The organism is Streptomyces sp. NPDC051987, assembly GCF_040680735.1.
Lineage (GTDB): Bacteria > Actinomycetota > Actinomycetes > Streptomycetales > Streptomycetaceae > Streptomyces.
This window is the reverse complement of sequence record NZ_JBFAXI010000025.1, coordinates 30,307-52,049: the sequence shown is the minus strand read 5'-3', so window position 1 is coordinate 52,049 and position 21,743 is coordinate 30,307. Positions and strand designations below refer to the sequence as shown.

Sequence of the window (21,743 nt, the reverse complement as noted above, 5' to 3'; positions counted from 1 at the left end):
ACGCACCGCCCGCCGCTCCCCGGCCGCCCCTCGCCGCCCCTCCTCGTCCGCTACTCTCCCGCCGACGCGTGCTCCGCGGCCCCCGCCGGGACATCGAACTCCCGCCAGAAACCCGCCCGGATGGCGTACCGGTCGTGCTCGTCGATCTGGTCGTCCTTGTGCGCCAGCAGCCCGAACCGCGCCGCGTACCGCAGCAGCTCGCCGTCGATCCGGTGCGGGATCCGCGGATACATCCCGGACAGCCTGTGCAGGTGGATCTGGTCCCCGAGCCGCGACATCCACCGCCGCGCGAACACCTGCCCGACCTCGTACGGATCACCGCCGACAGTCGTGATGTCCTCCTCCCGGTCGGCCCACCGCTGCTCCGCCGTGGTCAGCTGCGCCAGCGTCGGCATGGAGGCCGCCTCCGCCGACTCCGCCGCACCCCCCGGCCGGTCCACCCACCCCTTGTCGGAGGACCACCGCAGGGTGGCCGTCGCCGGGTGCTGGACCGGCTGCGCGCCCGGCGCCCGCAGCGCGGCGAGGTCCTTGGGGGTCGGCACCCCCTTGGGCGCCGGCACCCGCTCCGCCGCTCCGTTCTCCACCGCGCTCGCCGCCGGGGCCCGGCCGCCGTCCTCGGCCCTCGGCTCCGCCGCGGCGGTCAGCGACGACTCCGGCAGCGGCGCCGAGAGGATCGCGGCGATCTCCGGCCGCGGGGCCGGCGGCGGCGCGCAGACCGCGGTGAGTTCCTTGGCCCGTACCGCCTGGGTGATCCACGCCCGGTCCAGCACCCGCCGCTCGTCGGCCTCGGCGACCAGGTCCTCGGACTGGTTGTAGTCCCCGTCGGCGGCCTGCACCGCCCACAGGTGCACGGCGACCCCGTGCTCCTTGGCGGCCATCATGCCCGGCAGCAGGTCCCCGTCCCCGGTCACCAGGACGACGTCCGAGCAGGCCCCGTTCCTGGCCAGTTCGGTCAGCTCGGCGTGCATGGCCGCGTCCACGCCCTTCTGCGCCCAGCGACCGTCGCTGCGGGTCAGCGCGCCCAGCCGCACGGTGACCCGGGGCATGACGCGCAGCCGCCGGTGTTCCGGCTGGGGGACGCGGTCGGGTGCACCGTCGAACCAGTAGATGCGCAGCAGTGGACGCTCGGTGTCGGATTCCGCGCGGTCGCGCAGCGCCTGGATCAGCGCGGCGTGGTCGACGGTGATCCGGGATCGGGAGGGCTCACCGGCGAGGAGACTGGCGGCGGCACCCAGCAGATACCCGGCGTCCACCAGGACGATGCAGCGGTCCACGCGACTCACCCTCTTTCCGGGAGGTTTGCTTTTGGGGCTTCCTTCGAGTCTGCCCGACCACGCGGGGGTTAACGGCCCGAACTCGATCTTCGGCGTGGCGTTTCGGGGCCTTGCTCTCCGACAAGCCCTGTTACAGACGGTAATTATCCGAAATGCGTCTGTTGCCAGCCTATGTGAATCTGATTTCGGCCCCTAGATCCCCCACAGGAGGCAGATCACCATGGCCAAGAACAAGAACCGCAAGGGTGGCTCCCAGAACCGCACCCCGCAGGCCGAGCAGAGCCACGAGCACGGGCAGCGCGCGCAGAGCGAGTCCCACGAATCGCCGGTGTCGCACATCCAGGGCAGCCCCGCCGACGTCGCCCGGAAGAAGCAGAAGAGCTTCGGCCACAACTGAGCGGACCCCCAGGTCCCACTGGGCTGTTGAAGCCCGGACACGCAGGAGGGGCGCACCCGTGGCGGGTGCGCCCCTTCCGCGCGCTCACGGCCTCGCGTACCGGGTGCGGGCCTATCCGGCCAGGCAGGACGGGCCGAGCAGCACCTTGAGGTCACCGAAGAGCGCCGGGTCCGGCTTCACCCGGTGCCGGTCCAGCCGCAGCACCGTGGTCTTGGTCGGGCCCTGGAGCTTGATCCGGACCTCGCTGTCGCCCTTGTGGTGGCTGAGGATCTCGCCGAGGCGGCTGACCATCGGCGGGGTGACCCGGGTGGCCGGGATGGTGAGGACCACGGGCGCGTTGGTGCCGGCGTTGGACAGGTCGGGAACCGCCAGCTCCATCGCCACCAGCCGGGGCACGTCCTCGCGCTTGTCCAGGCGGCCCTTGACGAACACCACCGCGTCCTCGACGAGTTGGGTCGAGATCAGCTGGTAGGTCGCCGGGAAGAACATGCACTCGATGGAGCCCGCGAGGTCCTCGACGGTGGCGATCGCCCAGGCGTTGCCCTGCTTGGTCATCTTGCGCTGCAGGCCCGAGATGATGCCGCCGATGGTCACCACCGCGCCGTCCGCGTGCTCACCGCCGGTGAGCTGGGCGATGCCCGCGTCCGCCTTGTCGGACAGCACGTGCTCCAGGCCGAAGAGCGGATGGTCGGAGACGTACAGACCGAGCATCTCCCGCTCCTGGGCGAGGAGATAGGTCTTGTCCCACTCCTCGTCGGTGAACTGCACGTCGAGTCCGAAGCCGGGCTCGCTGCTCTCCTCCTCGCCCATCCCGCCGAAGAGGTCGAACTGGCCCTCGGCCTCCTTGCGCTTGACCGCCACCACGTTGTCGATCATCGGTTCGTACTGCGCGGTGAGCCCCTTGCGGGTGTGCCCGAGGGTGTCGAACGCGCCCGCCTTGATCAGCGACTCCGTGGTGCGCTTGTTGCACGCGACGGCCTCGACCTTGTCGAGGTAGTCGGGGAAGGAGGCGTACTTGCCCTTGGCCTTGCGGCTCCTGATGATCGAGTCGACCACGTTGGTACCGACGTTGCGCACCGCCTCCAGGCCGAACAGGATCACGTCGTCGCCCTGGGCGGCGAAGTTGTGCACCGACTCGTTGACGTTCGGCGGGAGCACCTTGATGCCCATGCGGCGGCATTCGTTGAGGTAGATCGCCGACTTGTCCTTGTCGTCCTTGACGGAGGTCAGCAGCGCGGCCATGTACTCGGCCGGGTAGTTCGCCTTGAGGTAGGCGGTCCAGTACGAGACCAGGCCGTACGCGGCGGAGTGCGCCTTGTTGAACGCGTAGCCGGCGAACGGGACCAGCACGTCCCACAGGGCCTGGATCGCCTCGTCGCTGTAGCCGTTCTTCTGGGCGCCCGCCTGGAAGATGGTGAAGTTCTTGGCCAGTTCGTCGGGCTTCTTCTTGCCCATCACGCGCCGGAGGATGTCGGCCTCGCCGAGCGAGTAGCCGGCGATGATCTGGGCGGCCTTCTGCACCTGCTCCTGGTAGACGATCAGGCCGTAGGTGACCGCGAGGACCTCTTCGAGGGGCTCCTCCAGCTCCTTGTGGATCGGGGTGATCTCCTGGAGCTTGTTCTTGCGCAGCGCGTAGTTGGTGTGCGAGTCCATGCCCATCGGGCCCGGCCGGTACAGCGCCGACACGGCGGAGATGTCCTCGAAGTTGTCGGGCTTCATCAGGCGCAGCAGGGAGCGCATGGGGCCGCCGTCGAACTGGAAGACGCCCAGGGTGTCGCCGCGCTGGAGCAGTTCGAAGGTCTTCGGGTCGTCCAGCGGCAGCGACAGCAGGTCGATGTCGACGCCCTTGTTGGACTTCACCATCTTGACGGCGTCGTCCATGATCGTCAGGTTGCGCAGGCCCAGGAAGTCCATCTTCAGCAGGCCGAGCGACTCACAGCTCGGGTAGTCCCACTGCGTGATGGTCACGCCGTCGGTGTGCCGCACCCAGACCGGGACGTGCTCGGTGATCGTCTCGCTGGACATGATCACGCCGGCGGCGTGCACACCCATCTGCCGGACCAGGCCCTCGACGCCCTTCGCGGTGTCGATGACCTTCTTCACGTCCGGTTCGTTCTCGTACATCCCCCGGACCTCGCCCGCCTCGTTGTAGCGGGGGTGGGAGGGGTTGGTGATGCCGTCCAGGTCGATGCCCTTGCCGAGGACGTCGGCGGGCATGGCCTTGGTGATGCGGTCGCCCATCGCGTACGGGTAGCCGAGCACCCGCGCGGAGTCCTTGATCGCGTTCTTGGCCTTGATCTTGCCGTAGGTGCCGATCATGGCGACCTTGTCGGCGCCGTACTTCTCGGTCACGTACCTGATCACCTCGACGCGCCGGCGCTCGTCGAAGTCGATGTCGACGTCGGGCATGGAGACGCGCTCGGGGTTGAGGAACCGCTCGAAGATCAGGCCGTGCGGGATCGGGTCGAGGTCGGTGATGCCCATGGCGTAGGCGACGATCGAACCGGCCGCGGAGCCTCGGCCGGGGCCGACCGCGATGCCGTTGTTCTTGGCCCACATGATGAAGTCGGCGACGACGAGGAAGTAACCCGGGAACCCCATCTGGATGATGACGTCCATCTCGTACTCGACCTGCTTCTGCCGGTCCTCGGGGACACCGCCCGGGAAGCGGCGCTCCATGCCCCGGCGGACCTCCTCCTTGAACCAGGTGATCTCGGTGTAGCCCTCCGGGATGTCGAACTTCGGCATGAGGTTCTTGGCCTCGAACATGCCGGTGGTGTCGACCATCTCGGCGACCAGGAGCGTGTTGGCGCACCCCTGCTGCCAGGCGTCCGAGGAGTCGATGGCGTACATCTCGTCCGTGGACTTCAGGTAGTAGCCGGTGCCGTCGAACTTGAAGCGGTCCGGGTCGGAGAGGTTCTTGCCGGTCTGGATGCACAGCAGGGCGTCGTGGGCGGCCGCCTCGTGCGCGTACGTGTAGTGCGAGTCGTTGGTGACCAGCGGGGGGATGCCGAGCTTCCTGCCGATCTCCAGGAGGCCGTCGCGGACCCGGTGCTCGATGTCGATGCCGTGGTCCATCAGCTCCAGGAAGTAGCGGTCCTTGCCGAAGATGTCCTGGTAGTCGGCGGCGGCCTTGAGGGCCTCCTCCTCCTGGCCGAGGCGCAGCCGGGTCTGGACCTCTCCCGAGGGGCAGCCGGTGGAGGCGACGATCCCCTCGGACCACTGGGCGATGGTCTCCTTGTCCATCCGGGGCCACTTCTGCAGCCAGCCCTCGGCGTAGGCGTCCGAGGAGAGCCGGAAGAGGTTGTGCAGGCCCGTGCTGTTCACGGCCCACATCGTCTTGTGGGTGTAACCACCGGAACCGGAGACGTCGTCCCGCTTCTGGTGCGGCTGACCCCACTGGATCTTGCGCTTGTTGCGGCGCGACTCCGGCGCGACGTACGCCTCGATCCCGATGATCGGGGTGACCCCGGCCTTCTTCGCCGAGTGGAAGAAGTCGTACGCCCCGTGCAGGTTGCCGTGGTCGGACATGGCGATGTGCGTCATGCCCATCTCGTTGCAGGCGTTGAACATGTCCTTGAGCCGCGCGGCACCGTCCAGCAGCGAGTACTGGGTGTGGACGTGCAGGTGCGTGAAGGGCGGCTTTGACACGGTTTCGGCCTCCAAGGGAAACAGACGTCGACGTTCTTCCCACCGGGCGCGGGCAGTCTGGCGGGACAGCGGAATCCTATGCCTCGACACTGACACCGGGCGGGCTGCCCCGCGTACCTTCATGCGAAGAAAGCGGGCACTCCCGGGGACCTTCGCGCGTTGGTCCCGGCGAGAGATCCGTGCCACATGTCAGGCATCACCCGTACCAGGAGGCACCCAGCGATGTCGGTCCCCCAGCTCAACGACGAGCAGCGCGGCGAGGAGATCCTCGCCGTCTTCGACACCGCCTTCGGCGAGCTCCTGGCCGCCGACCCGGCCGCGTTCCGCGTGAAGTTCCGGAAGATGGCGGCCTCGGCCTTCGCCTTCTACCGGGGCACGGCCGCGCTCTTCTACCACGACCTGGACGCGGAGCACGCCGGCCTCGGTGCCGGGCGGACGTACACCGGCCCGTACCTGGACGAGCGGACCTCGCGCGTGTGGATCCACGGCGACCTGCACGCGGAGAACTTCGGCACCTACATGGACTCCAACGGCCGCCTGGTCTTCAACGTCAACGACTTCGACGAGGCCTACGTCGGCCCGTTCACCTGGGACCTGAAGCGCTTCGCCGCCTCCGTCGCGCTGATCGGGTACGCGAAGGCGCTCAGCGACGAGCAGATCACCGAGCTGGTCGAGGTGTACGCGGGCGCCTACCGCGAGCGCATCCGCGCGCTGGCGACGGGCGCGAAGAGCGACGAGGTGCCGCCGTTCACCCTGGACACCGCCGAGGGCCCGCTGCTGGGCGCGCTGCGCGCGGCCCGCTCGCTGACCCGCTTCGAGCTGCTGGACTCGATGACGGAGATCCGCGACTGGGAGCGCCGCTTCGCCTCCGGCGGCGGCTCCATCGAGCTGGACGCGGCGACCCGCTACAAGGTGCTCGCGGCCTTCGACGGCTACCTGGAGACGCTCCCCGAGGCGTCCCTGTCCCGGCCGGACTCCTACCGCGTGAAGGACGTCGTGGGCCGCCGCGGCATCGGCATCGGCTCGGCCGGCCTGCCGTCGTACAACATCCTCCTGGAGGGCGCCACGGACGCCCTGGAGAACGACGTGGTGATCTACATCAAGCAGGCCCAGACCCCGGCCGTGTCCCGGCACGTCACGGACCCGGCGATCCGGGACTACTTCCGGCACGAGGGCCACCGCACGGTGATCTCGCAGCGCGCCCTGCAGGCGCACGCCGACCCGTGGCTGGGCTGGACCGAGCTGGACGGCGCGGGGCAGCTGGTCGCCGAGGTGTCGCCGTACGCGGTGGACCTGGACTGGGGCGACATCGACGACCCGGAGGAGATCGCGGCGGTCGTCGCCGACCTCGGCCGGGCCACGGCGTCCATGCACTCGGCGGCGGACGACACCTCCGGCGAGTCCCTGGTGCCGTTCTCCACCGAGCGGGCCATCGACGCCGCGATCGCCGCCGACGAGGACGGTTTCGCGGGCCTGCTCACCGACTTCGCGCACAGCTACGGCGCCCGCGCGCGTGCCGACCACCAGATCTTCGTCGACCTCTTCCGCAACGGCCGCATACCGGGGCTGTAACCTTCGCCGATTCTCAGGCCCCTTTTAGGGGTCTCCTACAGGAGTACGTGACAGACTCTCCACCGCTATGGACATATCCGGGAGCCAGCTCAGAACCGTGCGCGCGGCGCTGTTCACGGCCTTCGTCGTGACGCTCAGCACCGCGTCGCACGTGCTGCTGTCCCGGGCCCCGCTGCCGTTCGCGACGGTGGCCGCGGTCGCCGCCGGGGTGTTCGGCACGGCGTACGCGCTGGCGGGCCGCGAGCGCGGATTCGGGCGGATCGCGGCCCTGCTGGTCCCGCTGGAGCTGGCCGCCGACACGGTCCTCACCACCGGCCAGCACGCCTGCTACGGCCGGGCGGGCGGCCCCGTCGCCGGTCCGCTGCGCGCGGTCGGCCTGGACGTCCTCTGCCACGGCGGCACGGTCGGCGCCCCGCTGGCCCGGATGACCGGCGGCTCCCGCGCCGCCGCGGCCCTCGCGCAGGCCGACCCGGCCGCCGCCTGGCTGCTGCTCGCCGCACACGTGGGCGTCGGGCTGCTCGCCGCCGCCTGGCTGCGCCGCGGCGAGCGCGCCCTGACCCAGCTGCTGCGCGCCGTCGCCGCCACCACCTTCCGCCCGCTGCTCCTCGCGGTCGCCGCGGGCACGGTCCGGCCGGCTCCGGTACGGCGGCTGCCGCGCCCGGCGCCCCGCCCGGCCGCCGCCCGCGACCTGCTCCTCGCGCACTCCCTGGGACGGCGCGGACCGCCGTGCTCCGGGGCGCTCGCCCTGCCCGTCGGCTGAGTGCCTCTCCCACCCGAGCACGCCCCTCGTCCGAGCGCTCGGACCACTCCGAGCGCTCCGAGTACGACGAGTCCCCCACACGTATCCCGCGTACGACATGTGCGCGTCCCCTATGGAGATCACCAACATGAGCAAGCGGAACAGCGCAGCTGCCAAGAACGCGGCCCGGGAGCGGCTGCGCGCCGAGCGCGAGAAGCAGGCCAAGCGCGCCAAGGTCAGGCGGCAGGTCATCGTGGCCTGCTCGGTCGTGGCCGTGCTGGCCGCGGCGGGCGGCATAGGCTACGCCGTCGTCCAGGCCAACAAGCCGAGCCACTGGGAGGCCGTGAAGGACGAGAAGGTCGTCGCCCCGGCCAACACCACGGGCACCGACGGCACCACCGTCATCATCGGCAAGTCCACCGCCAAGAAGACCCTGAAGGTCTACGAGGACCCGCGCTGCCCGATCTGCGCCCAGTTCGAGCAGACCGTCGGTTCGACGGTCAAGAAGGACATCGACGACGGCAAGTTCAAGATCCAGTACATCGGCGGCACGTTCCTCGACGGCGACTCGCTCAGCAAGGGCCAGATCGGCTCGCGTGGCGAGGGCTCGAAGAACGCCATGGCGGCCATGGGCGCCGCGCTGAACGTCAGCGACGAGGCGTTCCTGGAGTACAAGACCGCCCTGTACTCGAAGAAGTGGCACCCGGACGAGTCGACCGACAAGTTCAAGAACGACAGCTACCTCATCGAGGTCGCCAACACCGTCCCGGCGCTCAAGGACAACAAGTCCTTCCAGGCCGACGTCAACTCCGGCAAGTACGACGCCTGGGCGCTGGCCATGTCGAAGACCTGGGACACCAACAAGGACGGCGTCACGGGCACTCCGAGCTTCGTCATGAACGGCAAGATCCTGACGGCCGACTCCAGCGGCAACCCGCCGATGACGGTCGACGCCTTCAACTCCGTGGTGGACGCGGCCCTGAAGGCCTGACGCCCGAGCGGAATCCCCGGCTCCACGTGAAGAGCAGGCGAACTTTGGTCAGTTCGCCTGCTCTTGTTCATACTGGTCAGTAACCTGAGCGCTCGTGACCAGTCGAAACAGATCAACACAGTCTTCCGAGAGTGCACACTCCCTCTCCCCCCGCCGCCGTACGGTCGTCAAGGCCGCGGCGGCGACCGCTGTCCTGGCCGCACCGCTGGCCGCCGCGCTGCCGGCCCGGGCCGCCACGGACGCGCCCGCCTTCCTGCACGGCGTCGCCTCGGGCGACCCGCTGCCCGACGGCATTCTGCTGTGGACCCGGGTGACGCCGACCGCCGACGCGACCCCGGGCTCCGGGGTCGGCCCGGACACCGAGGTCAGCTGGGTCGTCGCCACCGACAAGGCGCTGACGAACATCGTCTCCAAGGGCTCCACCACCGCGACCGCCGCCTCCGACCACACGGTCAAGGCCGACATCCGCGGCCTGGCGCCGGCCACCGACTACTGGTTCCGTTTCTCGGCCGGTCCCACGGACTCCCCGGTGGCGCACACCCGCACCGCGCCCGCGGCCGACGCCGCCGTCCCCGGCCTGCGCTTCGGCGTGGTCTCCTGCGCCAACTGGGAGGCGGGCTACTTCGCCGCCTACCGGCACCTCGCGGCCCGCGGCGACCTCGACGCCTGGCTGCACCTCGGCGACTACATCTACGAGTACGGCACCGGCGAGTACGGCACCCGCGACACCGTGGTCCGGGAGCACGCCCCCACCCACGAGATCATCACCCTCGCCGACTACCGCATACGGCACGGCAAGTACAAGACCGACACCGACCTCCAGGCCCTGCACGCCAAGGCGCCGGTGATCGCGATCTGGGACGACCACGAGTTCGCCAACGACTCCTGGTCCGGCGGTGCCGAGAACCACACCGAGGGCGCCGAGGGCACCTGGACGGCGCGTCAGGCCGCCGCCAAGCAGGCCTACTTCGAGTGGATGCCGGTCCGCCCGGCCATCGCCGGCACCACCTACCGGCGGCTGCGCTTCGGCAAGCTCGCCGACCTCTCCCTGCTCGACCTGCGCTCCTTCCGCTCCCAGCAGGTCTCCACGGGCAGCGGCTCGGTCGACGACCCGGACCGCACCATCACCGGCCGCGCCCAGCTCGACTGGCTCAAGGCCGGTCTCAAGGCCTCCGACACCACCTGGCGGCTGGTCGGCAACTCGGTGATGATCTCGCCGTTCGCCATCGGCTCGCTCTCCGCCGACCTGTTCAAGCCGCTCGCCAAGCTGCTCGGCCTGCCCCAGGACGGCCTCGCCCTCAACACCGACCAGTGGGACGGCTACACCGACGACCGCCGTGAGCTGCTGGCCCACCTGCGCTCCAACGCGATCACCAACACGGTGTTCCTCACCGGCGACATCCACATGGCCTGGGCCAACGACGTGCCCGTGGACGCCGGGACCTACCCGCTGTCCGCCTCGGCCGCCACCGAGTTCGTGGTCACCTCGGTGACCTCCGACAACCTCGACGACATCCTGAAGGTCTCCCCCGGCGTCGTCTCCACCGTCGCCGCCCCCGTCATCCAACTGGCCAACCGCCATGTGCACTGGGTCGACACCGACCGGCACGGCTACGGGATCCTGGACATCACCCCCGCGCGGGCGCAGATGGACTACTACGTCCTCTCCGACAAGACGAAGGCCGACGCCACCTCGTCCTGGGAACGGTCCTACCGCACCCGCACGGGCACACAGAAGGTCGAGCGCACCTACGATCCGGTGTAACCGTCGCTACAGCGTGTCGAGGAAGCCGAGTGCCACTCGCCAGGTGGCCTCGGCGGCCTCCGCGTCGTAGTCCGGCAGGCCGGGGTCGGTGTAGAGGTGGCCGACGCCCGGGTACCGGTAGATCTCCACGTCGGCGCCGGCCCGGCCCATCTGCAGATACCACGCGCTGAGCCAGTCGTCCGTCTCGAACGCGTCCGGCTCGGCCACGTGCAGCTGCACCGGCAGCTCCTCGACCGAGGCGCTGGGCGCGATGTCCGACGTGCCGTGCAGGAGCAGCAGCCCCCGGGCCCGCTCGTCGCCCAGCGCCAGCGTCTGCGCGATCGAGGCGCCCAGCGAGAAGCCCGCGTACACCAGCCCGCGCTCCGAGTACGGCGCCGCCGCCAGCACGGCCCGCTTCAGCACCTCGTCCTTGCCGAGCGACTCGTTGAACTCCATGCCCTCCTCGACCGTGTCGAAGGTGCGCCCCTCGAAGAGGTCCGGCGTCCACACCTCGTGCCCGGCGGCGCGCAGCCGGTCCGCGGCCTCGCGCACCGCGGGCCTGAGGCCGTAGGTGGAGTGAAAGAGCATGATGTTCATGCGCCCATGGTGCCAGCCGCCGCCGGGGGCACCGACCGCCCTCCACCTCGGACCGTGACGTCCTTCTCACCGGTCGACATGTTCAGGACCCCGCAAATCCGGTTACGTTCGGAGCCATGGAGATGGAGAACGTACTCCGCCCGCTGATCGTGTTCGGCGGCGCCGTCGTCCTCACCCTGCTGATCGGCTGGGCGAGCGATCTACTGCTGCGCAAGGCCGACGCGCGGCACAGCGAGACGCCGCTGTGGGGTCTGCTGCGCCGCGGCCGCATCCCCTACCAGCTGGTGCTGTGCGCGGCCATGCTCAGAGGCTCCTACGACCAGGCCGAACTGATCCGGGAGCACCGGGTCGCCGTCGGGCAGGTCCTGACCCTGGTGCTGATCGGGTCGGCCGCCTGGCTGGTGGTGCGGATCGCGGCGGCCGTCGTGCAGTCGACCTACGACCGCTACGCCCGCGCCCACCACGACGCGGCCCGGGTCCGCCGGGTGCGCACCCAGGTCTCGCTGATCATGCGGGTGGTGACGGCGATCGTCGGTGTGGTGGCCGCCGCGGCGATGCTGCTGACCTTCCCGGCGATGCGCACAGCCGGCGCCTCGCTGCTGGCCTCCGCCGGAGTCCTCGGCATCGTCGCCGGTGTGGCGGCCCAGTCCACGCTGGCGAACATGTTCGCCGGTCTGCAGATCGCCTTCGGTGACATGGTGCGTCTCGGTGACACCGTCGTGGTCGACGGCGAGTGGGGCACGGTGGAGGAGATCACCCTGACCTTTCTGACGGTACGGACCTGGGACGAGCGCCGGATCACCATGCCGGTGTCGTACTTCACCTCCAAACCCTTCGAGAACTGGTCGCGGGGCACCCCGCAGATGACCGGGATCGTCTACTGGCACGTCGACCACTCGGCACCGGTCGACGCCATGCGGGACAAGCTCCAGGACATCCTGCGCGCGTGCCCGGCCTGGGACGGGCGTGCCTACGGTCTGGTGGTCACCGACTCCACACCGAACACGATGCAGGTCCGGGCGCTGGTGACCGCCAAGGACGCGGACGACATCTGGACGGTCCGGGTGACCGTCCGCGAGCAGATGATCGCCTGGCTGTGCGCGGAGCACCCCTACGCCCTGCCCCGGGTCAACACGGCCGACGCGGTCCTGCCGCCCGGCGGGATCATCCCCTCCCAGGACGGGGTGGCGGCAGGCGCCGGCCGGCGCCTGCACGAGCGGCCGTACACCGGCCCCCGCTGACCGCTTCGCTCTCCCCGCCCCGCGCCCTCAGTGGCCGCGTTCCGCGCCGCCGTTGACCTGGATGATCTGCGAGGTGACGTGCCCGGCGGCCGGGGAGGCCAGCCAGTGCAGGGTGGCGGCGACGTCACCGGGGATGCCGGCCCGCCCCGTGGACGTCTCGGCGACGAGCCGCTCCCGCCGGGCCTCGTCGACGGGGCCGCCGAAGAACTCGGTGTCCTCGACATATCCGGGCGCGACCACGTTCACCGTGACCCCGCGCGGCCCCAGCTGCCGGGCCAGGTCGTGGGCGTAGGGGTGCAGGGCGGCCTTGGACGCCGCGTAGGACCCGGTTCCCGAGCCCCGGAAGGCCGCTATGGAGCTGAGGAACAGCACCCGGCCGCCGGGGTCGGCGAGCCGGTCCTTCAGGGCCTCCGTGAGCAGCACGGAGGTCAGCGTGTTCTGCCGGAAGTTGCCGCTCCAGACGCGGGCGACCGCGTCGAGCGGGTCACCGCTGTCCGCCTCGGGCGCGAACGCGGCGTTCCCCCCGGCGCTGTGGATGAGCACGTCCACGGTGCCGAACTCGTCGGCGACGAACCGCGCGACGTCGCGCACCTCGGCCGGCTCGGCGAGGTCCGCCGCGAGGGCGACGGCCCCCGGCACCCCCGCCCGCTCCAGCACCTCCCTGCGCCGCCCGAGGAGCAGCACCCGATCCCCGTCCCCGGCGAACACCCGCGCCGCCGCGAGCCCGATCCCGGTTCCTCCACCACTGATCACAATGTTCCGAGCCATGATCCGAGACTACGAGCGGGAAGCCGACGGCGCCTGCGACTGTCCACAGCCGCCATGTACTTGTATGACTGGCGCCCCGTGAGGGGCGCGGGGAACTGCGCGACCAGCCACGACGAAGCCGCAGCCGAACGACGGCACGTCACTGCACCCCCAGCGGAGCGTCAGCGCAGGCTGCGCACGTCCAGATGCCGCAGCACCCGGTCCACGATCTCCGGATCCGCCCCCGGCTCGCTACGCGCCGCCAGCACCTCGTGCCGCGCCGCGCTCAGCATCTCCTGCTGGATCCGCCGCAGCCGCTTCAGCCGCCGCATCCGCTTCTCGTGCCCCTCCCGCCGCTCGTCCTCCACCACGTCGGGACTGATCCGGAACCCGATCTCGAAGGCCCGCCGCAGCATCTGCTCCGTCACCTCCTCCGGCAACTCCTCGACCTGCTCGATCTCCTTCAGGCGCCGCCGTGCCGCCTTCGCCGCCCGCACCGCCAGCTCCTTCTCGATCTCCTTCTCCCGGTCGGTGTCGGCCCGTACCCCCAGCCGCTTCACCAGCCACGGCAGGGTCAGCCCCTGGAGCACCAGTGTCGCCATGATCACGCCGAAGGCGATGAAGACGATCTCGTCCCGGTCCGGGAAGGCCGACCCGTCGTCGGTCTTCAGCGGGACGGCCAGGGCCAGCGCCACCGACGCCACCCCGCGCATCCCGGACCACCACATCACGATCGTCTCCCGCCAGCTGGTCGGGATCTCCTCGTCGTAGTCCCGCCGGGCGTGCAGCCGCTTGGTCAGCCAGGTCGCCGGCAGCAGCCAGACCAGCCGTACCACCACGACCACGGCGACGATCGTGGCCGCCCAGCCGAGCAGCTCGCCCCAGCGGCCGGACGCCGTGCGGATCGCGTTGTGCAGCTCCAGGCCGATCAGCCCGAAGGCGACGCCGGTCACAAGCGTGTCGACGATGTCCCAGAAGGTGTAGCCGGCGAGCCGGGTCATCACGTCGTCGGCGTCCGTGGCGTACTCGGCGATGAACAGCGCGGTCGTGAGCACGGCCAGGACCCCGGAGCCGTGCAGTTCCTCGGCGATGACGTAGGAGGCGTACGGGACGATCAGGGTCAGACCGATCTGCAGGGTGGCGTCACCGAGCACGTCCATCAGCTTGTTGGCGCCCCAGCCGAGCACCAGACCCACCACGACCGCGACCACGGCGGACAGCAGGAAGTCCAGCCCGGCCCGCCACGGCGAGAACGTGCCGCTGACCACGGCCGCGATCGCGACGTGGTAGAGCACGATGGCCGTGACGTCGTTGAAGAGGCCCTCGCCCTCCAGGATCGACACCAGCCGGCGCGGCAGCCCGAGCTGCCCGGCGACGGCGGTCGCGGCGACCGGGTCGGGCGGGGCGACCAGGGCGCCCAGCGCGACCGCGGCGGCGATCGGCAGTCCGGGCACGATCGCGTTGGCGACGACGGCCACGCACACCGTGGTGACGAAGACCAGAGCCACCGCGAGCAGGAAGATCGGCCGTTTGTTCGCCGCGAACTGCCGCCAGGAGGTCCGCCGCACGGCGGCGTAGAGCAGCGGCGGCAGCAGGCCGGGCAGGATCAGCTCAGGCGGGATGTTGACGTTCGGCACGAAGTCGGCGACCGCGAGGACGATCCCGAACAGCGTCATCAGCACGGGCGCGGGCAGTCCGAACCGGTCTCCCACCGGGACGCTCACCAGGGCCCCGAGCAACAGCACGAACAACAGGGCCAACTGATCCACGGCGAGCGCTCCGGGTGTAGACGATCACACAACGGGCCTCCAGCCTGCCATGCGACCCCGGTCAGAGCGCGCGCCGCATCCCCCGGTGCGCGATGCCCGCCTCCTCGTACTCCGGGCCGTAGGGCTCGTAGCCCAGCCGCTCGTAGAAGCCCAGCGCGTGGGTCTGCGCGTGCAGGTCCACCGCGGTCAGGCCACGGGCGCGTGCGGCCTCCTCGATGGCCCGGACCAGCGCGACGCCCACGCCGAGGCCGCGGGCCTCCGCGATGACCGCGAGACGGCCCAGCGAGCCGAGGGACGGGGCGCCGCCCGTCCTGGCCGCGGCGACCTCGCCGTACAGCAGCCGGCCGGTGCCGAGCGGTACGCCGTCCGCGCGGACCGCCAGGACGTGCACGGCGACGGGGTCGTACGCGTCGTACTCCAGGTCCTCGGGGACACCCTGCTCGGCCACGAAGACCTGCTTGCGGACCGCGAAGCACGCCTCCAGGTCGGCGGGGTCCTCGGCGACGCGCACCACGTACGCGCGCGTGCTCATCCGTAGGTCTCCTCGCGGACCTGGTCGAGCGCCTTCTGCAGGTCGGCCGGGTAGTCGCTGGCGAACTCGACCCACTCGCCGTCCCCGGGGTGCTCGAAACCGAGCCGGACCGCGTGCAGCCACTGCCGGGTCAGGTGCAGCCGCCTGGCGAGCGTCGGGTCGGCACCGTAGGTGAGGTCGCCGACGCACGGGTGGCGGTGGGCGGCCATGTGGACGCGGATCTGGTGGGTGCGGCCCGTCTCCAGCTTCACGTCGAGCAGGGAGGCCGCGCGGAAGGCCTCGATGAGGTCGTAGTGGGTCACGGAGGGCTTGCCGTCGGCCGTGACCGCCCACTTGTAGTCGTGCTGGGGGTGGCGGCCGATCGGGGCGTCGATGGTGCCGCTGGTCGGGTCGGGGTGGCCCTGCACGAGCGTGTGGTAGCGCTTGTCGACCGTGCGCTCCTTGAACTGGCGCTTCAGCGAGGTGTACGCCCGCTCGGACTTGGCGACCACCATGAGGCCCGAGGTGCCGACGTCGAGGCGGTGCACGATGCCCTGGCGCTCGGCGGCGCCGGAGGTGGAGATGCGGTAGCCGGCGGCGGCCAGACCGCCGATCACGGTGGGGCCGGTCCAGCCGGGGCTGGGGTGCGCGGCGACGCCGACCGGCTTGACGATCACGACCACGTCGTCGTCGTCGTGCACGATCTCCATGCCTTCGACGGGCTCGGCGACGATCTGGACGGGCGCGGGCGCCCCCGGCATCTCGACCTCCAGCCAGGCCCCGCCGCGCACTCGCTCGGACTTGCCGACCACCGAGCCGTCGACCTGGACCTTGCCCGCCGCGGCCAGCTCCGCCGCCTTGGTGCGGGAGAAGCCGAACATGCGGGAGATGGCGGCGTCGACACGCTCGCCCTCCAGGCCGTCGGGCACGGGCAGGGTTCGGATCTCGGGAAGCGTACTCACCCGTCGAGTATGCCGGACGGCACCGACGGCCCCGTACGCACGCCTGTGCGGGGCTCGTGAGCGGGCCCGTGCAGGGTCCGTGCGGTGCCGTGATCGCGCCACCCGTGCAGCGCCCGTGAGCGGGCCCGTGCGAGGCCGTGAGCGCGCCCGTGCGGGCGGCCCCTCAGTCCTTGTGGACGGTCCCGTCGGGGTCCAGGCCGCGGAAGGAGAGCAGCACGATCAGGACGCCGCCGCAGACGATCGCCGAGTCGGCCAGGTTGAACACCGCGAAGCCCTTGGGCGCGATGAAGTCGACCACCTGGCCCTCGAAGACCCCCGGTGAGCGGAAGATCCGGTCGGTGAGGTTGCCGAGCGCGCCGCCGAGCAGCAGGCCGAGGGCGATCGCCCAGGGGAAGCTGTACAGCTTGCGCGCCAGCCGGAAGATCACGACGATCACGGCCGCCGCGATCACCGTGAAGATGATCGTGAAGGCACCGCCGAAGCCGAAGGCCGCGCCCGGGTTGCGGATCGCGTGGAACTCCAGCCAGTCCCCGACGACCTCGATCGGCGCGTGGTGCTCCAGCTTCGCGACCACGATCATCTTGCTGACCAGGTCGAGGGTGTACGCGAAGGCCGCCACCGCGAAGAGCACGGCGATCCGGCGCCCACGTCCGGGCCGCCGGTCCGCGGTGGACTGCTGATCCGCACCGGACGCGTCGAAGGCGCGGGGCGCCGCCGTCCGCTCGCCGCCGTCGTCCGGGGTGCCCGGCGTACCGATGATGCGTTCCGCCTCTGCCACGTGAGTCCCTCAACCTAGGTGCCTGCCTCGGGACGAGACTACGGCACGCCCCGGACGACCCCGATGCTCAGTAGCGGCGTTCCTGCTTCTGCTTGCACTCGACGCACAGGGTGGCCCTCGGGAAGGCCTGCATCCTGGCCTTCCCGATGGGGTTCCCGCAGTTCTCGCAGAGGCCGTAGGTGCCCGCGTCCAGCTTCTGCAGGGCACGCTCGGTCTGGTCGAGCATCTCGCGCGCGTTGGCGGCCAGCGCCAGTTCGTGCTCGCGGGTGATGTTCTTCGTGCCGGTGTCGGCCTGGTCGTCACCGGCGCCGTCGCCGGAGTCCCGCATCAGCCCGGCCAGGGCGCTGTCGGACGCCTCGATCTCGGCCCGCAGCCGCACCGCCTCGGACGTCAGCTCGGTGCGCGCCTCCTCGACCTCCTGCGGTGTCCACGGGTCCTCGCCGGGGCGTACCGCGAGCTCGCCCGGAGCCGCCGTGGCGACCCGTGCCTTGGGGACGGCCGTCTCCGCCGCCGTGGCCGTGCCAGGAGTCTTCTTCGCAACCACCGTCGTGGCTCCCGTCTGCTTCGCGGCCCGCGCCGCGCCCGCTTTCTTGGCCGTGCTCTTCTTGGCCGTGCTCTTCTCCGCCGCAGTCCTCGCCGCCGCGGCCCTGGACGCGCCCTTCTCCGGCTTCCCGGCCTTCTCCCGCTTCGCCGACTTCGCCCCGTCGGCCTTCTTCACCGCGGGCTTCCCCTCGGCCGTCTTCCCCGCCGGTGCCCTCTTCACGGCCTCTTTCCCGGCGGAGCCCTGCTCGGCCGGCGTCTTCCTGGAAGGAGCCGTCGCTGTCGCGCGCGTGCTCTTCTTTTCGGCGTCCCCCGCGGTCTTCTTCGCCACCATGGCCGCGGCCCCTTCACATATTGTGATCTTGCACGCGCATCGTGCTGGGACGATAAATCGACTTGAGTCCCGCGGCAACGGGGCACGCCGCCCGATCCGCCCGCCCCGCACCCCCCACGCAGCAGGTATGCATGCGTTGTGCCCAGCTCCCCGCGCGGTAATCCGCCGAGCCGGACATCACAGGATGCGAACACGCGTACCGCGCCATTCGGGTCATCTCGGCAGCCGGACGGGCCCGCTCTCCCGGCGGCGGGAAAACGGGTCGGCCGCTGTCCGTGCGGCGCCGTACACTGGGCGGAGCGAGAAGCGTGGATGGGGACGAGTAGCGGCGTACGCAGCCCAGAGCGACCCGGGGACGGTGGAAGCCCGGGGGCGAGCGCGACGTGAAGATCACCCCGGAGCCGCCGGAAGAAAGCAGCCGCTGAGGAGCGGCGGCGAGTAGAACCGGCTTCGCGACCCCAATGAGGGGGCTCACCGGCGCGTACGGCGCCCGGGGAGCCAAGGAGGGTGGTACCGCGGGAGCGCGCCGCACACGGCGTACGGAAGGCAAGGCTCTCGTCCCTCCGACGGAAGGCAGCAAGTCCGTTGGAGGAAGCTCGCAGATGACAGCGCCGACGTACCGCCAGGTGCCCGCCCAGGTCGACCTGCCCGCCCTCGAGCACGCCGTGCTCGACTTCTGGCGCGAGCAGAAGATCTTCGCCAAGACCCTGGAGCAGTCCGAGGGCCGCCCCGAGTGGGTGTTCTACGAGGGCCCGCCCACCGCCAACGGCATGCCCGGCGCCCACCACATCGAGGCGCGCGTCTTCAAGGACGTCTTCCCCCGCTTCCGCACCATGCGCGGCTACCACGTGGCCCGCAAGGCCGGCTGGGACTGCCACGGCCTGCCCGTGGAGCTCGCGGTCGAGAAGGAGCTGGGGTTCAGCGGCAAGCCGGACATCGAGAAGTACGGCATCGCCGAGTTCAACGCCAAGTGCCGGGAGTCGGTGACCCGCCACACCGACGCCTTCGAGGCCCTGACGACCCGCATGGGCTACTGGACCGACCTGGACGACGCCTACCGCACGATGGACCCCGAGTACATCGAGTCGGTCTGGTGGTCGCTGAAGACGATCTTCGACAAGGGCCTGCTGGTCCAGGACCACCGCGTCGCCCCCTGGTGCCCGCGCTGCGGCACCGGCCTGTCCGACCACGAGCTGGCGCAGGGCTACGAGACGGTCGTCGACCCCTCCGTGTACGTCCGTTTCCCGCTCACCTCCGGTCCGCTCGCCGGCCAGGCCGCGCTCCTGGTGTGGACGACCACTCCGTGGACCCTGGTGTCCAACACGGCGGTCGCCGCGCACCCGGAGGTCACCTACGTCGTCGCGACCGACGGCGAGGAACAGCTCGTCGTCGCCGAGCCGCTGCTCGCCAAGGCGCTCGGCGAGGGCTGGGAGACCACGGGCCAGACCTTCACGGGCGCCGACATGGAGCGCTGGACGTATCAACGTCCGTTCGAACTCGTAAAGTTCCCGGAACCGGCGCACTACGTCGTGAACGCGGAGTACGTCACGACCGAGGACGGTACGGGTCTGGTGCACCAGTCCCCCGCCTTCGGTGAGGACGACCTCAAGGTCTGCCGCGCCTACGGCCTGCCGGTGGTGAACCCGGTCCGTCCGGACGGCACCTTCGAGGAGGACGTGCCGCTGGTCGGCGGCGTCTTCTTCAAGAAGGCCGACGAACGGCTCACCGAGGACCTCAAGCAGCGTGGCCTCCTCTTCAAGCACCTGCCGTACGAACACAGCTACCCGCACTGCTGGCGCTGCCACACCGCGCTGCTCTACTACGCGCAGCCGTCCTGGTACATCCGCACGACGGCGATCAAGGACCGTCTCCTCGCGGAGAACGAGAACACCAACTGGTTCCCGGACACGGTCAAGCACGGCCGGTACGGGGACTGGCTGGACAACAACATCGACTGGGCGCTGTCCCGCAACCGCTACTGGGGCACCCCGCTGCCGATCTGGCGCTGCGAGGACGACCACCTGACCTGCGTCGGCTCCCGCGCGGAGCTCACCGAGCTGACCGGCACCGACCAGTCGGAGCTGGACCCGCACCGCCCGTTCATCGACGACGTCACGTTCGCCTGCCCGCAGTGCGACAAGACGGCCACACGCGTGCCGGAGGTCATCGACGCCTGGTACGACTCGGGTTCGATGCCGTTCGCGCAGTGGGGCTACCCGCACAAGAACAAGGAGCTGTTCGAGAGCCGCTACCCGGCGCAGTTCATCTCCGAGGCGATCGACCAGACGCGAGGCTGGTTCTACACGCTGATGGCCGTCGGCACGCTGGTCTTCGACAAGTCGTCGTACGAGAACGTGGTGTGCCTCGGCCACATCCTCGCCGAGGACGGCCGCAAGATGTCCAAGCACCTGGGCAACACCCTGGAGCCGATCCCGCTGATGGACCGGCACGGCGCGGACGCGGTGCGGTGGTTCATGGCGGCCGGCGGTTCGCCGTGGGCGGCCCGCCGGGTCGGGCACGGCACGATCCAGGAGGTCGTCCGCAAGACGCTGCTGACGTACTGGAACACGGTCGCCTTCCAGGCGCTGTACGCCCGTACGTCGAACTGGGCGCCGTCCGCGGCCGATCCGGCCCCGGCCGACCGCCCGCTCCTGGACCGCTGGCTGCTCTCGGAACTGCACGCGCTCACCGACCAGGTCACGCAGTCGCTGGAGGCGTACGACACGCAGCGTGCCGGCAAGCTGCTGTCGGCGTTCGTCGACGACCTGTCCAACTGGTACGTCCGCCGCTCGCGGCGCCGCTTCTGGCAGGGCGACAAGGCCGCGCTGCGCACGCTGCACGAGGTCGTGGAGACCGTCACCAAGCTGATGGCCCCGCTGACCCCGTTCATCACCGAGCGGGTGTGGCAGGACCTGGTGGCGCCGGTGACCCCGGGCGCCCCGGAGTCGGTGCACCTGGCGGCGTGGCCGGAGGCGGACCTGTCCGCGATCGACCCGGAGCTGTCCAGGCAGATGGTCCTGGTACGACGGCTCGTGGAGCTGGGGCGGGCCACGCGCGCGGAGTCGGGCGTGAAGACGCGGCAGCCGCTGTCCCGGGCACTGGTCGCGGCGGTCGGCTTCGACGCGCTCGACCCGGAGCTGCACGCGCAGATCACCGACGAGCTGAACGTGTCCTCGCTGGCCTCGCTGTCCGAGGTGGGCGGTTCGCTCGTGGACACCACGGCCAAGGCCAACTTCCGGGCGCTGGGCAAGCGGTTCGGCAAGCGGGTGCAGGAGGTCGCCAGGGCGATCGCCGGGGCGGACGCGGCCGCGCTGTCGCTGGCGCTGCGCGAGGGTACGGCGTCGGTGGAGGTCGACGGCGAGACGGTGACGCTGGCACCGGACGAGGTGATCATCACGGAGACGCCGCGTGAGGGCTGGTCGGTGGCGTCGGACTCCGGGGCGACCGTCGCGCTCGACCTGGAGATCACGGAGGAGCTGCGGCAGGCGGGGCTCGCCCGGGACGCGATCCGGCTGATCCAGGAGGCGCGGAAGAACAGTGGGCTGGATGTGGCCGACAGGATCGTGCTGAGGTGGGTGTCGACCGACCCGGCGGTGATCGCGGCGCTGGCGGAGCATGCTTCGCTGATCGCCGACGAGGTTCTGGCGACCGACTTCGCCCAGGGCGAGGGTGACGAGGGGTACGGCGACCCCTTCACCGACGAGGGGCTGTCGCTGACGTTCCGGCTGCGGAAGGCGTAGGCGCCGGCGTCTTCTCTAGGGGCCCGGTCTCCACTGTGGGGATCGGGCCCCTCGTATGTGCGGGTCGGACCAGGCACCGTGCGCGGTTCCCCGCGCCCCCTGCAGTGGGCCCCTGATCACACGTGCGGGAAAAGGGCGGGGCCCCGGATGGTGATC

At 70.6% G+C, this 21,743-nt stretch carries 16 protein-coding genes; 7 read left to right on the top strand and 9 right to left on the bottom strand.

Annotated elements, in window-relative coordinates; translation table 11 throughout:
• Window positions 1-50: 50 nt before the first annotated feature.
• Entirely contained in the window at window positions 51-1,274 is a 1,224-nt protein-coding gene (locus tag AB0M11_RS16130) for an NYN domain-containing protein (RefSeq protein WP_365705708.1), read from the bottom strand.
• A 220-nt stretch (window positions 1,275-1,494) separates the two neighbouring features.
• Here AB0M11_RS16130 and AB0M11_RS16125 point away from each other — a divergent pair, with 220 nt between their 5' ends.
• The gene (locus AB0M11_RS16125) at window positions 1,495-1,671 is read left to right on the top strand and encodes a hypothetical protein (RefSeq protein ID WP_365705705.1); all 177 of its coding nucleotides are present in this window, start codon (window positions 1,495-1,497) and stop codon (window positions 1,669-1,671) included.
• A 111-nt stretch (window positions 1,672-1,782) separates the two neighbouring features.
• Here AB0M11_RS16125 and dnaE read toward each other — a convergent pair whose 3' ends face one another.
• Window positions 1,783-5,322: a DNA polymerase III subunit alpha gene (gene dnaE / locus AB0M11_RS16120; RefSeq protein WP_365705703.1), complete on the bottom strand. Its 3,540-nt coding sequence runs from the start codon at window positions 5,320-5,322 to the stop codon at window positions 1,783-1,785.
• 222 nt (window positions 5,323-5,544) lie between these two features.
• Between dnaE and AB0M11_RS16115 the strand changes: the two genes are divergently transcribed.
• From AB0M11_RS16115 to AB0M11_RS16100, 4 genes are all read left to right on the top strand, one after another.
• Window positions 5,545-6,894: a DUF2252 domain-containing protein gene (locus tag AB0M11_RS16115; RefSeq protein WP_365705700.1), complete on the top strand. Its 1,350-nt coding sequence runs from the start codon at window positions 5,545-5,547 to the stop codon at window positions 6,892-6,894.
• A gap of 67 nt (window positions 6,895-6,961) precedes the next feature.
• Window positions 6,962-7,654 carry a hypothetical protein gene (locus AB0M11_RS16110; RefSeq protein WP_365705698.1) on the top strand — a complete coding sequence of 231 codons (693 nt, stop codon included), beginning with the start codon at window positions 6,962-6,964 and terminating at the stop codon, window positions 7,652-7,654.
• A gap of 127 nt (window positions 7,655-7,781) precedes the next feature.
• Window positions 7,782-8,624, top strand: coding sequence for a thioredoxin domain-containing protein (locus AB0M11_RS16105; RefSeq protein WP_365705695.1), 843 nt, complete (start codon window positions 7,782-7,784; stop codon window positions 8,622-8,624).
• 94 nt (window positions 8,625-8,718) lie between these two features.
• Window positions 8,719-10,389: an alkaline phosphatase D family protein gene (locus tag AB0M11_RS16100; RefSeq protein WP_365705692.1), complete on the top strand. Its 1,671-nt coding sequence runs from the start codon at window positions 8,719-8,721 to the stop codon at window positions 10,387-10,389.
• 6 nt (window positions 10,390-10,395) lie between these two features.
• Here the strand turns inward: AB0M11_RS16100 and AB0M11_RS16095 are convergent, their stop codons facing one another.
• Complete coding sequence (locus tag AB0M11_RS16095) at window positions 10,396-10,965, bottom strand: dienelactone hydrolase family protein (protein ID WP_365705687.1); 570 nt, start codon at window positions 10,963-10,965, stop codon at window positions 10,396-10,398.
• Window positions 10,966-11,087: 122 nt separating this feature from the next.
• Here AB0M11_RS16095 and AB0M11_RS16090 point away from each other — a divergent pair, with 122 nt between their 5' ends.
• On the top strand, window positions 11,088-12,206 hold the full coding sequence (locus AB0M11_RS16090; RefSeq protein ID WP_365705808.1) for a mechanosensitive ion channel domain-containing protein: 1,119 nt from the start codon (window positions 11,088-11,090) through the stop codon (window positions 12,204-12,206).
• A gap of 27 nt (window positions 12,207-12,233) precedes the next feature.
• On the opposite strand, the gene AB0M11_RS16085 is transcribed toward AB0M11_RS16090, so the two are convergent.
• The 6 genes from AB0M11_RS16085 to AB0M11_RS16060 all read right to left on the bottom strand — a co-directional run bounded on the left by AB0M11_RS16085 (window position 12,234) and on the right by AB0M11_RS16060 (window position 17,847).
• Window positions 12,234-12,974: an SDR family oxidoreductase gene (locus AB0M11_RS16085; protein ID WP_365705685.1), complete on the bottom strand. Its 741-nt coding sequence runs from the start codon at window positions 12,972-12,974 to the stop codon at window positions 12,234-12,236.
• A gap of 161 nt (window positions 12,975-13,135) precedes the next feature.
• Window positions 13,136-14,722 (bottom strand): Na+/H+ antiporter, encoded by a 1,587-nt coding sequence (locus AB0M11_RS16080; protein ID WP_365705683.1) that lies wholly within the window; start codon window positions 14,720-14,722, stop codon window positions 13,136-13,138.
• 61 nt (window positions 14,723-14,783) lie between these two features.
• Window positions 14,784-15,254 (bottom strand): GNAT family N-acetyltransferase, encoded by a 471-nt coding sequence (locus AB0M11_RS16075; protein WP_365705681.1) that lies wholly within the window; start codon window positions 15,252-15,254, stop codon window positions 14,784-14,786.
• Complete coding sequence (locus AB0M11_RS16070) at window positions 15,251-16,195, bottom strand: RluA family pseudouridine synthase (protein WP_365705679.1); 945 nt, start codon at window positions 16,193-16,195, stop codon at window positions 15,251-15,253. The genes AB0M11_RS16075 and AB0M11_RS16070 overlap by 4 nt, the downstream gene beginning before the upstream one ends.
• Before the next feature lie 163 nt (window positions 16,196-16,358).
• Complete coding sequence (lspA, locus tag AB0M11_RS16065) at window positions 16,359-16,973, bottom strand: signal peptidase II (RefSeq protein ID WP_365705677.1); 615 nt, start codon at window positions 16,971-16,973, stop codon at window positions 16,359-16,361.
• A gap of 67 nt (window positions 16,974-17,040) precedes the next feature.
• Window positions 17,041-17,847, bottom strand: a complete 807-nt coding sequence (locus AB0M11_RS16060) for a TraR/DksA C4-type zinc finger protein (RefSeq protein WP_365705675.1) — start codon at window positions 17,845-17,847, stop codon at window positions 17,041-17,043.
• 602 nt (window positions 17,848-18,449) lie between these two features.
• Here AB0M11_RS16060 and ileS point away from each other — a divergent pair.
• The gene (gene ileS / locus AB0M11_RS16055) at window positions 18,450-21,587 is read left to right on the top strand and encodes an isoleucine--tRNA ligase (RefSeq protein WP_365705673.1); all 3,138 of its coding nucleotides are present in this window, start codon (window positions 18,450-18,452) and stop codon (window positions 21,585-21,587) included.
• Window positions 21,588-21,743 lie beyond the last annotated feature (156 nt).